The 13,415-nt window shown below is 65.9% G+C and carries 12 protein-coding genes; 6 read left to right on the top strand and 6 right to left on the bottom strand.

The window, feature by feature from the left end:
- Positions 1-23 precede the first annotated feature (23 nt).
- On the bottom strand, positions 24-1,790 hold the full coding sequence (gene menD, locus CXR29_RS04730) for a 2-succinyl-5-enolpyruvyl-6-hydroxy-3-cyclohexene-1-carboxylic-acid synthase (RefSeq protein WP_241241595.1): 1,767 nt from the start codon (positions 1,788-1,790) through the stop codon (positions 24-26).
- Positions 1,791-1,849: 59 nt separating this feature from the next.
- On the opposite strand from menD, the gene CXR29_RS04725 reads away from it, so the two are divergent.
- Complete coding sequence (locus tag CXR29_RS04725) at positions 1,850-3,466, top strand: alpha/beta hydrolase (protein WP_241241594.1); 1,617 nt, start codon at positions 1,850-1,852, stop codon at positions 3,464-3,466.
- 15 nt (positions 3,467-3,481) lie between these two features.
- A complete protein-coding gene (locus CXR29_RS17255; RefSeq protein ID WP_164742777.1) occupies positions 3,482-4,192 on the top strand; it encodes a hypothetical protein in 711 nt (236 codons plus the stop codon).
- A 52-nt stretch (positions 4,193-4,244) separates the two neighbouring features.
- Here the strand turns inward: CXR29_RS17255 and CXR29_RS04715 are convergent, their stop codons facing one another.
- Positions 4,245-5,405 (bottom strand): o-succinylbenzoate synthase, encoded by a 1,161-nt coding sequence (locus tag CXR29_RS04715; protein WP_127364038.1) that lies wholly within the window; start codon positions 5,403-5,405, stop codon positions 4,245-4,247.
- A 111-nt stretch (positions 5,406-5,516) separates the two neighbouring features.
- Here CXR29_RS04715 and CXR29_RS04710 point away from each other — a divergent pair, with 111 nt between their 5' ends.
- The 3 genes from CXR29_RS04710 to CXR29_RS04700 are packed head-to-tail and all read left to right on the top strand — an operon-like array spanning position 5,517 to position 8,660.
- Positions 5,517-6,437 (top strand): 1,4-dihydroxy-2-naphthoyl-CoA synthase, encoded by a 921-nt coding sequence (locus CXR29_RS04710; RefSeq protein ID WP_127364037.1) that lies wholly within the window; start codon positions 5,517-5,519, stop codon positions 6,435-6,437.
- A 13-nt stretch (positions 6,438-6,450) separates the two neighbouring features.
- Positions 6,451-7,689, top strand: coding sequence for an AMP-binding protein (locus CXR29_RS04705; RefSeq protein WP_127364036.1), 1,239 nt, complete (start codon positions 6,451-6,453; stop codon positions 7,687-7,689).
- 38 nt (positions 7,690-7,727) lie between these two features.
- Positions 7,728-8,660 (top strand): 1,4-dihydroxy-2-naphthoate polyprenyltransferase, encoded by a 933-nt coding sequence (locus tag CXR29_RS04700; RefSeq protein WP_101556067.1) that lies wholly within the window; start codon positions 7,728-7,730, stop codon positions 8,658-8,660.
- A gap of 137 nt (positions 8,661-8,797) precedes the next feature.
- Here CXR29_RS04700 and CXR29_RS04695 read toward each other — a convergent pair whose 3' ends face one another.
- Positions 8,798-9,088 (bottom strand): DUF4229 domain-containing protein, encoded by a 291-nt coding sequence (locus tag CXR29_RS04695; RefSeq protein ID WP_101546796.1) that lies wholly within the window; start codon positions 9,086-9,088, stop codon positions 8,798-8,800.
- An 84-nt stretch (positions 9,089-9,172) separates the two neighbouring features.
- On the opposite strand from CXR29_RS04695, the gene CXR29_RS04690 reads away from it, so the two are divergent.
- Complete coding sequence (locus CXR29_RS04690) at positions 9,173-9,616, top strand: PLD nuclease N-terminal domain-containing protein (RefSeq protein ID WP_101556066.1); 444 nt, start codon at positions 9,173-9,175, stop codon at positions 9,614-9,616.
- A gap of 325 nt (positions 9,617-9,941) precedes the next feature.
- On the opposite strand, the gene ccsB is transcribed toward CXR29_RS04690, so the two are convergent.
- The 3 genes from ccsB to CXR29_RS04675 all read right to left on the bottom strand — a co-directional run bounded on the left by ccsB (position 9,942) and on the right by CXR29_RS04675 (position 13,415).
- Positions 9,942-10,946 carry a c-type cytochrome biogenesis protein CcsB gene (ccsB, locus tag CXR29_RS04685; RefSeq protein ID WP_127364035.1) on the bottom strand — a complete coding sequence of 335 codons (1,005 nt, stop codon included), beginning with the start codon at positions 10,944-10,946 and terminating at the stop codon, positions 9,942-9,944.
- Between the two features lie 148 nt (positions 10,947-11,094).
- Complete coding sequence (gene resB / locus CXR29_RS04680; protein ID WP_241241592.1) at positions 11,095-12,705, bottom strand: cytochrome c biogenesis protein ResB; 1,611 nt, start codon at positions 12,703-12,705, stop codon at positions 11,095-11,097.
- Positions 12,705-13,415 (bottom strand): cytochrome c biogenesis CcdA family protein, encoded by a 711-nt coding sequence (locus CXR29_RS04675; RefSeq protein ID WP_127365265.1) that lies wholly within the window; start codon positions 13,413-13,415, stop codon positions 12,705-12,707. The genes resB and CXR29_RS04675 overlap by 1 nt, the downstream gene beginning before the upstream one ends.

Genomic DNA, 13,415 nt, shown 5'->3' with positions numbered 1-13,415 from the left:
ATCCCTCATAAAGCTGCGCGGGCTCAGTCGAGTCGGACTTCGATGATGCGACGAGCGCCGGCGGTGGTCGCGCTGCGATCGTCGGCGGCGCCGAGGCCCTCGTCCATGGCATGGTCGAAGCTCACCAGGTCGCTGACTCGCATGTACTCCCAGCCGTAGGCCGCGGCGAGCTCGGCGAATCCGCGACCGTGGGGAACCGTGAAATAGCGCTCCAGGAAACCGTCGAGGTGGGGCTGCGAGTGCTCGAGGCCTGCGAAGATCGCTCCCCCATCGTCGTTGAGCACGACGATCGTCACGTCACCGGCATCCTCGGCGCTCGGGCTGAGCAGGCCTCCGACATCGTGGAGCATGGCGATATCACCGATGAGGAGGACGACCGGTTCGCCCAACCCCAGCGACAGCCCCGTCGCCGTGGAGACGAGCCCGTCGATTCCGGCGAGTCCGCGTGAGGCGTGGATGCGGGCGCGGATGTCGGTGGCGTCGCTGAGGTAGCGCACCGAATTCGAGCTGGCCACGAAGAGCGTGAGGTCCTGCGCGGCCAGCCGCTCGGTGATCGTCCGTGCCGTGGCTTGGAATTCCTTCGCCGAGGCGGCGCCGGAGGTCTCGGCCGCGGTCGGTTCCGGGCGGCATTCCGCGGCCCGCTCTGCTCGTGCGGCTGCCACGAGGGACGTCCCGGCGTCGATCCAGGTGCGCACCCAGGTCGGCCCCGAGGCGGCGATCCCCTGCGCCTCTCCCGCGGCCGTCAGCACTTCGGCCCTCTCGTCGTGGACGGTCAGATCGAACGCATCGATGGCGTCGGGAACGCGCTGCACAGTCACGGATTCGTCGGCCAGCAGTGCCGCCACGGGCCTGGTCAGGGTCGGCTTTCCGTGGACGATGACGGTGCGGATACTCTCGCGCAGCTCGGGGTGATCGCTGAGCACGCGGGCATGGGCAGGCACGATGGTCGACGGTTCGGCCGCTCCGGCGGCCGACGGGTCAGCAGCGGTGCGAACCAGCGGGCTCGACGGTTCGGCAAGCACCGGAAGATGCTGGTCGGCGGCGAGCGCATGCAGAGATTCGGCCGGATACCCGCCGGCGTCCCCGGCGACGAGGACGGTCCCGTCGGTGATGGTGACTCCGAGGTGCGCACGGGACTCAGACACGGTCGCCCTCGCACGTCGCCCTGCGTCGTTCGCAGCCAGCGCGCCGATCTCGTCCGTCCACGCGTTCAGCTCCCCCGGGGTGGGAACCACGGGGGTGTCGAACTGCACATTGAACTGGACGGGGCCGGCCGCCTCGGTGACGGTGTCCTTGTGAGATCCCAGTGCCGCAGCCACGGCCTCCGACACGGATCGGGCGACCGCCTCGGCGCTGTCCCCGGCCGGGATATCGAAACGGGCACGGACGTCGCTGAGCACCTGTGACTGGTCGTCGATGGTCTGGTTGGCTCCGGTACGGCGCAGCCGCGCGGGGCGATCCGCGGTGAGCGCGAGCAGCGGCAGATGCCCGTACGAGGCTTCGAGGACGGCAGGGTGGAGGTTGGCCACGGCCGATCCGGACGTCGTCACGACCGCCACGGCGGACTCGCTGCCGCGCGCACGCAGACCCCGGGCCAGACCGAGGACGAGGAAGGCGGCATCGCGCTCATCGACGCGCACATGAGTCCGGATGAGCCCCGCCTCGTTCAGCGGCGCCAGGGCATAGACCAAGGGCGCGGACCGTGAACCGGGGGCGAGGACGACATCACTGACACCGGCGTGGACCAGGCTTCGGGCAATCTGCTGCGCCACCGCGCTCGAATTCGACATCACCTGATATTCAACCACCTGACCCCCTGTGGTTCACCTCTGCCCTCTAACCTCGAGAAATGCGCCGCTCGTTGATCATCGCGATGGGAGCACGTGCCATCCGCACGCTGACCGCGGCTCGCGCACAGCGCGGACGGTATCCCGCCCTCGACCAGAACAGTGCCTTCCTCGGCCCGGAACCCCGCGGCAAGGACGCCCGGAAATGGCACATCCGCGACAAACGCAAACTCTCGCCGAGGCTGCGCGAATTCTTCGTCTACTCCCCCGCTCTCGGCCGCACTGTCGGAGTCCGTGTGCTGCTGCCGGGCATCCCCGCCGAGGTCAGCCCTGTCATCCACCTGTTCCACGGCGGCGGAGACGACTTCCGGTCATGGACGGACTTCGGGTCCGCCGAGGAGCTCACACTCGATTCCCCCTACCTCGTCGTCATGCCCGACGGCGGGGCCGGAACGTATTCTCGGCTGGCCGTGGGCAGCGAGATCCACGATTGGCCGCGCTTCCACACCGAGGAGATCCCCGAGTTCCTCGACGCCACCTATTCCGTGGACTTCACCCCGGAGAACCAGCTGCTCGCCGGACTGTCGATGGGCGGGTACGGCGCAATGAAGTACGCCGCCTGGCATCCCGACCGCTACGGTGCCGCGGCCGCCTTCTCCTCACCCCTGGACCCGCTGTCAACGGTGCCGGCCTTCGACATCATCGCCATGCGCGAGGGTGCGCGGTCGATGACGCTCTTCGGCGACCCCGTGGCCGATCGCAGCGAATGGCTGGCGAACTCCCCGTACGCCCTGGCCGAGAATCTGACCGGCATGGACCTGTGGTTCAGCGCCGGCTCCGGCAGCCTCGATGAGTCGAAGGACCGTGACCTGCTCGAGTCGATGATCAGCTCGCAGGGCGAGCGCTTCTCTGCCCGTCTCAACTCCCTCGGCATCCGCCATTCCTGGTTTCCGCGCACCAGCGGCCTGCACAACTGGACCAGCTGGGAACGGGAACTCGGGGCGTGGCTGAAGACCCTCGCCAAGCGGCGCAACTATGCGAGTTCGGATCGCCGTCGGACAGATCGCGTGGCCGATGGCGGACAGTTCACCTTCCTCACCGGTCATGCCCTCTTCGACATCCACGGGTGGCGGGTGGAGATCTCCCGTCGTCGCGCGCAAGTGGTGCGCTTCGATGCCGTCAGCGCCGCCGGCTTCTCTCTGACCGGGACCGGCAGCTTCCGTGTGCGCACTCCCGGTCTCTTCGATCCCGGCCGCCGCTACGACATCAGCGTGTCCGGTCCCAGCGGGGACAATGCCTATCAGCAGAAGGCCGACAAGAAAGGGCGGCTGACATTCACCGGTCGCCTGGCCGCGGCCATGCACGATCCGATCATCCCCGGAAAGCGCACCGCTCACTTCGCCACGCTGGGACAGGACGAGGTGACCACGGTGAGGATCGCCTCGGCGCCGGTCGACGCGGCAGCCGACTGCAGGCACAGCTCGGCTGAGGTCGACAGGGCGACGGCCGATGACCGACACGCAGCTGCGTCCGGGGTCGACAGCGCGGCGGCCGTCGATGGCGAACGATCCACAGCCGATGTTCCAGATCCGTCACAGACTGAAACCGCGGACGATCCCACTGGCGTTTATATTGAGAGCGGTCGCGAATCGACGGCCGCTGGTTCTTCAGAACGCTGACTCGAGAGGTCAACCATGAAACGCATACTCCCAGCCATCGCTCTTTTCGCCGGACTTTCCCTCGTCGGGTGCACGGGTGGAGGAGACAAGCCGGACCAGGCTGACGGCGGCGGTGACTCCTCGCAGGCGGCAGCCGAAGAGACCCCGCAGGCAAGCAAACTCGATGAGGCGAAGCTCAAGGAGATCCTTGAGTCGACCAAGGCCGAGGGTCAGTCGTTCAAGGCCGTCGACGGTGCCGGCGATTCCTCCAGCGAGGCAGTCAAGGCCCTGGAGAGTTCTGAGTTCGAACCGGCCAAGTGCAAAGACATCACCATGAACCTCCTCAACGCCAACCTCGCTTCCAAAGGCACCACGGTCGCTGGAACCTCCACCGACAACATCCTCTCCGCGGCACTGTCGAGCTATGACGATCTGGACGGCGCACAGACCCAGATCGAGGGCGCCTCGAAGATCGCAGAAGAATGCAGCGATGTGAAGATCAAGACCGCCGGCGTCGAGATGTCGATGAAGTACAAGACCTTCGACGCCAAGGTCGACGGGGCAGACGAGACCAATGGAATCGTCGCCTCCGTCGAGGCCGGCGGACAGACAGCCATGAACCTGCGCATGGTCTACGCCCTCGTTGGCAACAACGTCGTGGCCGTTTCCAATATCGCCGATGTCGAAGAGGCCACCGTGACGAAGGCCGCGGACACGTTCGTCAAGGCGGTGAAGAAAGCCGGCTGACCCGGTTCACCCGCGAGCCGATTCAGGCGGAATCAGTTCAATCAGAATCGACTCAACCGCGCAGAGCGCTCCAGCAGCTCTGGAGCCGGTCGGCCCACCATGCGAATCGTCCCGGATCCACCGCCAGCTGCTGCAGGCGGTGAAGGTCCGGGACGATTCGCGTGACCGGGATGGCGCCGTCGACCGGAGTCAGGGCCTCGTCCTCGGCGACGACGTCGGCGGTGAAGAGGCGCCCGGTGCCCAGACCGCAGGCCACCCGATCACCGAGGATGTCCAGGCTGCGGTCGGTGCGAGGCAGTCTGGCGGCGAGTTCGGCTCCGGCGGCCAGGCCGACGGATGACTCGAGAGCCGAGGACACGACGGCGGGCAGGCCCGAGGCGCCGATGACGTCGAGGGCGGCGCCGATCCCGCCCAGCGGTTGGACCTTGACGATGATGACTTCGGCGGCTCCGAGTTCGGCCACGCGCAGCGGGTCCTCGGCTTTGCGGATGGATTCGTCGGCGGCGATGACGATCGGCTGTCCTCTTCGGGCGAGCTCATCGCGCAGTTCGGCCAGCTGCTCGACCTCGGGCACCGGCTGTTCGAAGTATTGGAGGTCGAACTCGGCAAATGCCTCACAAGCTTGAAGGGCCTCGCTGAGCGTGTATCCGGCATTCGCGTCCAGGCGCAGCGTCGTCTCGGGGCAGAGCCTGCGGAATTCCCGCAGGCGTGTCAGATCCTCGTCGAGGGAGGCGAATCCGTGCTCGGCGACCTTCGCCTTGACGGTGCCGACCCGGTCATAGCGCGACAGGATCGGTGCGACCTGATCGGGTGGACAGGCGGGCAGGGTGCCGTTGACGTCGACGGTCTCACCGCTCGTCCCCGCCTCCGCCACGGCCGGACTGGAACCGCGCACGGGAACGGTGGAGGGGGCCGCCTCGGCGAGGGCGGTTGTCTGCGAGATCAGCCCGGAGAATTCGAGGGAGGCGCGCAGCCACCGGCTGGCCTCCTCGGTGCCGTATTCGACGAAAGGGGAGAACTCCGCCCACCCGGTAGGGCCGGTGAACAGCGCCACTTCCCGCTCCGTGATCCCCCGGAACCGGGTGACCATCGGCAACCGCACCACATGCAGGTCCTCGATGACCTCATCGAAGCGTTGCGGCAGATCAAGAGGTGCGGCAGCCGGAGCCTCTGAGTCCAGTGCGCCAGTGTGCGAACGTGCGAAATCGGCCATGAGCCCAGACTAACCCCGCCGCCCCGGCCAACGCTGCCTGCCGTTCGGAACCTCACCGTCCGCCGCCCGGCCCCGGACCGCACCACAACGACCAAGCGCTAGGCTGGGGCCATGACGGTTTCTGAAATCTTCGACCCTTCTGCCTGGCGCGAAGTCTCCGGGTTCGACTTCACCGATATCACCTACCACCGGGCCATCGACCCTGCCACCGGCAACGACATCGGCTGCGTGCGCGTCGCCTTCGACCGTCCAGAGGTCCGCAATGCCTTCCGCCCGCACACCGTCGACGAGCTCTACCGCGCTCTCGACCATGCCCGCCAGACCTCCGACGTCGGCGCCGTGCTGCTCACCGGCAACGGCCCGAGCGAGAAGGACGGCGGTTGGGCCTTCTGCTCCGGCGGCGATCAGCGCATCCGCGGCCGCTCCGGCTACCAGTACGCCTCCGGTGAGACCCGTGAGAGCGTCGATCCGGCTCGTGCCGGCCGCCTGCACATCCTCGAGGTCCAGCGCCTCATCCGCACCATGCCCAAGGTCGTCATCGCCGTCGTCCCCGGCTGGGCAGCCGGCGGAGGCCACAGCCTCCACGTCGTCTGCGATATGACGATCGCCTCACGCGAACACGCGAAGTTCAAGCAGACCGATGCCGATGTCGGCTCCTACGACGCCGGCTACGGTTCCGCCTACCTGGCGAAGATGGTCGGGCAGAAGAAGGCCCGTGAGATCTTCTTTTTGGGCCGCACCTACTCCGCGCAGGAGATGGCCGATATGGGAGCCGTCAATGAAGTCGTCGACCATGGCGATCTCGAGACCGCGGCCCTCCAGATGGCGCGGGAGATCCTGGGCAAGTCACCGAACGCGCAGCGCATGCTCAAGTTCGCCTTCAATCTCGTCGACGACGGGCTCGTCGGCCAGCAGGTCTTCGCCGGAGAAGCCACCCGACTAGGCTATTTGACCGACGAGGCGGTCGAAGGCCGCGATGCCTTCCTCGAGAAACGCGACCCCGACTGGTCGCCGTTCCCCTGGTACTACTGAACCGAGTCCGCGCATGACCGCACGCGAACTGCACCCCGCCGAGCTGCCCGAGGCCATCGATCGGGCCCTGACCGGGACCTCGATCCTCATCCTTCCGTCGGATCGCGACGGCACCGTCACCGAGGCGGCTTTCCGCGATTGGGCCGGACCGGGCCCCGCTCCGGCGCTGATCCTCTTCACCTCCGGGTCGACGGGGAAGGCGAAAGCGGTGGCGTTGTCAGCAGACGCGCTCACAGCCTCGGCCCGGGCGACCGAACGGTTCCTCTCCGGACCCGGCGACTGGCACCTGTGCCTGCCGGTCAACCACATCGCCGGGTTCCAGGTCGAGCTGCGCGCCCGCCTGGCGGGCCGCGCCCCGGTCAGGGCCGCCTCGGCGAGGTTCACCGCCCAGTCCTTCGCCACCGAGGTCACCGCCTTGGTGGAGCGGGCGGACGACCGACCGACGTACACCTCGATCGTGCCCACCCAACTCCACCGGATCCTCGAGGACGGCTCCGCCACCGAGGCGGCCGGACGGATCTCGCACATCCTCCTCGGCGGAGCGGCGATCTCACCGTCGCTGCTCGACCGGGCCGAAGCCGCAGGACTGGCGATCGTGCGGACCTACGGGATGAGCGAGACGGCGGGCGGCTGCGTCTATGACGGGGTGCCCTTCGACGGGGTCGAGGTGACCATCACCGACGCGGGGACGATCGACCTGACCGGGCCCGTCGTGGCCGCCGGCTACGTCGAGATCGGCGCCGACGGAGCGATCACACCGGTCGACTCCCCCGCTCTCACCGTCGACGAGGCGGGACGGCGGATCATGCACACCAGCGATCTGGGTCGGATCGATTCCGGTGTGCTCAGCGTGCTCGGTCGAGCCGATGACATCATCGTCTCCGGGGGCACGAACGTCTCCCCGCACGCCCTGGAGACCGGCCTGCTGCCGAGCTGGCAGAAGGCGGGAATCGAGGAGATGCTCGTGACCTGGGTGCCCGACGAGGAATGGGGCAGACGGATCGTCGCGCTCGTCCGCCTCGCCGACGGCGGAGGTGGTGTCGGAGCCGAGGATCCGCGAGCATCGGCACAGAGGCTCAACGCCCTCGATCACGGGATGACGGGGCAGCTGCTGCCGCAGCTCGTCTTCCCGGTGGCCGAGATTCCGAACCGGTCGATCGGCAAACCCGATCGCCAGGCGGCGGCCCGCATCGCCGCCGATCTCATCGCGCGTGATGCGAATACCCATACCGGCGAACTACCGGTAACATGAGACGGCTCCACAATTCGACAGGAAGGTGAGCGAGGACTATGGCTGATGCCGCCCAGTGGATTTCTGGAGCTCGACTGCGAACTCTGCCCCTGGCTCTCGCACCCGTCCTCATCGGAACCGGCGCCGCGATCGGATCGCTCGGCGGATTCACCGCATTCATCCTCGACGACATCTCGGGCAAGGACGACCACGTCAGCTTCGGACAGATCCTGCTGCGCGGATTCCTCGCTCTCCTCGTCTCCCTGTGCCTGCAGATCGGCTCGAACTACGCCAACGACTACTCCGACGGCACCCGCGGGACAGATGACGAACGTGTCGGACCGGTCCGGCTGACCGCAACCGGGCTGGCCGAACCTCACGAGGTCAAACGGGCCGCCTTCATCTTCTTCGGCCTGGCCGGGGTCGCGGGCATCGTGCTCATCCTCATCTCACAGGCCTGGTGGTTCCTCATCGTCGGAGCCGCAGCCGTCGCCGCCGCCTGGTTCTACACCGGTGGCAGACGGCCCTATGGCTATATGGGCCTCGGCGAGGTCTTCGTGTTCGTGTTCTTCGGACTCGTGGCGACCTTGGGCACGATGTGGATGCAGGTCGGTCATCTCAGCCTCAGCGGCTGGGCCGGTGCCGTGGCAATCGGCTCTCTGGCCTCGGCTGTGCTCATGGTCAACAACCTCCGCGATATCCCGACAGACATCGAGGCAGGCAAGATCACTCTGGCCGTGAGGATGGGCGACAATGCCGCACGCATCGCCTATGCGGTGCTCGTGCTGCTGCCGTTCGCGCTGCTGGCGCTGGCGATCCTCGACGGACATCCGGCCGTGGCCTTGGCGATCCTCGCCCTCGTCCCAGCACTCAACCCACTCAAGACGGTACTCAGCGGCACAACGGGCCCTGGCCTGATTCCGCCGATCAAATCCACCGGATTGACCGGTTTGGCCTTCTCCGCACTGATGGGTCTCGGTCTGGCGCTCTGAGGCATTTCAGTGCTGACGCCTGGTGTTCCAAGGCTCAGTCGCCTGGCGTTCCAAGGCTCAGCGCGCTGAAAGGCCCCGGCTCATTCGGATCTGGGCCGCCTCAGCCGAGCCGCAGCTCATTAGGCTGAGCCACAAGTTCATTTGGACTGGTCGCCGTCTTCTCCGAGGCGCTCCTCGACGATCTCATCTTCTGCAGCTTCATCGGCGCCGACGCGCTTGGGCTTGGAGGCTCGCTTGGCGACCTTTGCTTCGATCTCGGTCGCTGCTTGGGCGCGCATCTTACCGAGCAAGAGGTAGCTCAGCAGCGCGCCGATGATGATGGCGGCGATCGCCATGACGAGATTGAAGCCGAGGAACGGGAACAGAACGAGGCCAGCGGCGATGATGAGGCCGAAGCGAGCGAGTGTGTAGAGCCAGAAGGTGCGCATTGAACTCATTTTAGCCTCCGATCGTGACAGTCTTGTCACCGCTCGCTGGAGGCCGCGCTCAGGTTGGTGGACTATCCTTGTTGCATGGCTCGACTACTCATTGCCGCGATCGTCCTGGCGGCAGCGGTGACACTGTACGGACTCTTCGATTGCCTGTTGCGCGATCGGGGTCTGATTCGGGTCCTGCCCAAACCTGTATGGGCACTCATCATCCTCTTCATTCCCGTCCTCGGGTTCATCCTCTGGTATCTGTTCGGACGCGGTTCGGAAGACAAGCCCACCCGCGGCACCCGCCTTCGCGGTCAGGCCGCCCCTGATGATGATCCAGACTATCTGCGACAGGTCGATCGCGAACTCAAGCTCGGCAAGCATGCGCCTCCGGCTCAGGACAACGACGAGAAGAAGCCTCCGCGCGATGATTCTGCCAAGCCGGATGATGACAGCGATCCCGCGGATTCCTCCGCTGATACGTCAGCCGACTCCGACGACCGGGGCACCAAGGGCGACGGCCGCGGCCGTCCGAACTGATTTCCCCTTTCGCACCGCCGCTGTTCGACGACGGCATCGACACCGCAGGTGCGTTGCCACTCTGCGATCCAGCGAGAAGGCACACTTTTCTCTGAACGGCTCACCGAGGAACGTGGTGATTTCAGAGCAGCCCGAGCCGAAACTGTCGTCCGCCGCCTGATCACGGCATCGAACCAGCACGCAGACGGCCCAGTCTGAGGCGGAGAGCCCAGTTTCAAACATGGGCTGTTCGCCTCAGACTGGGCCGACAGCAGTTATGGCGCCCGGTGCAGGCGGTGGCTCCCGGTGCTGGACGTCAGAGCGGCCTTGAGAGCGGCCCAGCGCTTCAGTCGAGCCCGGAGTACGAGTGCAGGCCGTTGAAGTACATGTTCACGACGGTGAAGTTGAAGATCACCGAGGCGATGCCGATGAGGTTGAGCACGGCCACCTTCGTCGGGCCCCAACCGCGAGTCGCACGTGCGTGCAGGTACGCGGCGTAGATGACCCAGACGACGAACGTCCAGATCTCCTTCGAATCCCAGCCCCAGTAACGGCTCCAGGCCACTTCCGCCCAGATGGCACCGGCGATGAGTGTGAACGTCCAGGTGATGAAGCCGACTGCCGCGATCCGGTAGGAGATCCGCTCGAGGTCGGTGCTCGAGGGCAGACGGTGCAGGAACCGCAGCCACTTCGGGTCCTTGGTCTCGTGTACGCTCTTCAGAATCTGGAAGACTGCGAGGATCGCAGAGATGTAGAGGAGTGAGGTCGAGAGGATCGCGATCGGCACGTGGATGGCGATCCAGTACGAATCCAGCGCCGGGATGAGCTTCGCGGCAGGCGTGTAGAAGACGGTGATCGCCAGTCCCAGGCACAGCAGCACTCCCCCGGAGACGAACGTTCCCAGGTAGCGCACGTCCTTCTTCGTCAGCACGACGAGGAAGACGATGACGGTGATCGCGGTGGCGGTGAGGACGTACTCCATCATGTTGCCCCACGGCACACGGGAGACAGACAGGGCCCGGGTGAGAACCCCGCCGACGTGCAGCAGCATGGCGAGCACGAGCAGCGAAGTGCCGATGCGGGCTCCGCGGTGCATGTTCTTCCGGGACGACTTCACCGTCGCGGAGTCGTCGTCGCCCGGCCGATCGAGGACGGCAGTCGTCGCCGTCTTCCGATTCGTCCGCCGCACCGTGCTGGCCTTGGCCGAGGTGGTGATCTCGGATTCCGAGGTCTTGAGTTCACGCTTGCCGAAGAGATCGAAGGCGTAGAAGATCATGGCGACGGCGTAGACGATCATCGCCGAGATGATCAGCTGGTTCGACCACATTGCGAGGTCAGTGTTGACGTCCATTCATCCTCCGCACCCCAGGAGTGCTCTTCTATCGCATGCTGCTGCCAGACTGTCTGTACTTATGTCGTTGTGCGCCCGTCCGATTCCGTGAGGAGACCGGAGGCGACACACACTCCGCAACTATTCTACTCCCCGTAGTACTTCGGGTTCATCTTTCGTCGTCCTCGCCGTCGGCGCCCTCATCGGGCTCCGGATCGCGCAGGGCCTTGACCAGGTCATCGACGGCGCGTTCGACCATCGGATCCTCACCACGGGCCAGGGCGGCCACCTCGGCGTCGCCGTTCCTGATCCGCACCCAGACGCGGCGTCGGGGAATGAACAGGGACAGGCCGAGCCCGGCCAGAACGAGGATCGCACTGATGAGCATGAGCGCCTGCGTCGGGTCCTGGGAGATGTCGACGGCGATGTACTTCTTGACTCCGTCGAAGGTCACCGAACCGCCGTTCGGCAGGTTCTGCGTCTCCCCCTCGGCGAGCTGGATGACGAGCGGATCGCCCGACTCATCGGTCATCTCCGTCATGTTCTCGGCATCGAGGGTGTACACGGACTGCGGGACTCCCGAATCGAGGCCGAGGTCACCGGTGTACCCGCTCATCACGAGGTAGGGGTTGCGCAGCTCTGCGAAGCTCGAGATCAGCTCCCCGTCCTCATTCTGCGCAGCCGTCGGCAGGAACACGCCGACGAATCCCATCTGCGTACCGGCCGAATCCGGGACCTTGATGACGCCTTCGGAGGTGTAGCCGGGGTCTCCGCCGTCCGGGATGAACACCTGCGGACCGGACTGGACGATATCGCCCTTCGCATCGCGAACGGTCACCTCGGGGGCGTAGCCGTTGCCGGTGAGGTAGACGCCGACGCCGCCCACACGCACCGGTTCGTTGACCTTGAGCACGTGCGATTCGGTCTCCCCGTCCGCCGTCGTCGTCACCTTCGCATCGAAGGTGCGCGGCTGACCGAACTGATTGCCCGCCGCCTGATCGTCGAAGGTGGAGGTGAAGGAGTCGAGCTTGAGCCGGAAGTCCGGCAGATTGTCGGCATCGTAGTAGGAACCGGGTTCGAAGGAATCGTAGGAGACCAGCGAATTCGAGAACGTCTCCCCCTCGACGAGGATGCGCTGACCTTCGTAGCCGAACAGCGATCCGATCGCCATCGTCAGGGTCGCCATGAGCAGCGCGATGTGGAAGACGAGGTTGCCGGTCTCGCGGAGATAGCCGCGTTCGGCGGCGATGTGATCGGACTGCCGGTTGATCCGGTATCCGGACTTCTTCAACCGGGCTTCCGCGGCATCGAGGAAGGCCTCGTCCGCGTGCTCACGGGTGTCCGTGTCTGCCTGCGCCGAGGTGAAGGAGGCGTATCCGGGCATCCGGGACAGCCGCCTCGGTGCTTTGGGCGGGGACGAGCGCATCGCCTTCCAGTGCTGTTTGGTGCGCGGGACGACGCAGCCGACGAGCGAGATCATCAGCAGCAGGTAGATCGCGGAGAACCAGATGGACGAGTACACGTCGAACATCTGGATGGTGTCGAGGAACTGCCCCCAGGCACCGTTGTTCTCCAGGAAGGTGTTCACCCGGCCAGGGTCCTGGATCCTCTGCGGCAGCAGCGAACCGGGGATCGCAGCGAGCGCGAGGACGAGCAGGAGGATCAGTGCCACCCGCATCGTCGTCAGCTGCGTCCACGCCCACCGGCACATACCGAGGAACCCGAGCTGCGGCTGCGTTACCGTCGACTTCGCGCTCGCCGGCTTCGTCTTCGGCGCCACTAGATCACCACTTCGAATCCATTGATGAGACCTTGCAGAGAGGTCATCCACATGTTCCATACGCCGCTGGCCATGAGCACACCGAGGATGATGAGCATGATGCCCCCGGCGCGCACGATCGCGGTCTGATGCTGCCGCACCCACACGAGTCGTCCGGCGCCCTTGTGGATCGCCAGCGCCAGGAGGATGAACGGGATGCCCAGGCCCAGGCAGTAGACGAAGGCCAGCAGTGCTCCGCGCCAGATCATCCCGTCACCGCCGAAGCTCACCGACATGCTCAGCACAGCTGACAGGGTCGGACCCACACAGGGCGCCCAGCCGAGGGCGAAGGTCGCTCCGAGCACCGGTGCACCCCAGAGCCCGGCCTTCGGTCTGGCACGGATCCGATGCTCGTTCTGGAGCAAGCCGAAACCGCCCATGAACACGAAACCGGCGAGGATGACGATGACGCCGAGGACGCGGAGGATGATCGACTGCCACTGGGAGAACAGCGCTCCGAGCGCGGAGAAGCTGGTTCCCAACAGCACGAAGACGACGGTGAAGCCGAGGACGAACAGGCTGATGCCCACGACCACTCGCCACGTCTGCTTGTCCCTCAGCGAAGAACCGGACAGACCGGTGACGTACCCGACATAGCCGGGAACCAGGGGCAGCACGCACGGAGAGACGAATGAGACGAGACCGGCCAGGGCCGCTGCGCCGGCAGCCAT

Source organism: Brevibacterium linens (assembly GCF_003999335.1).
Lineage (GTDB): Bacteria > Actinomycetota > Actinomycetes > Actinomycetales > Brevibacteriaceae > Brevibacterium > Brevibacterium linens.
This window is presented reverse-complemented; position numbering and strand designations above follow the sequence as displayed.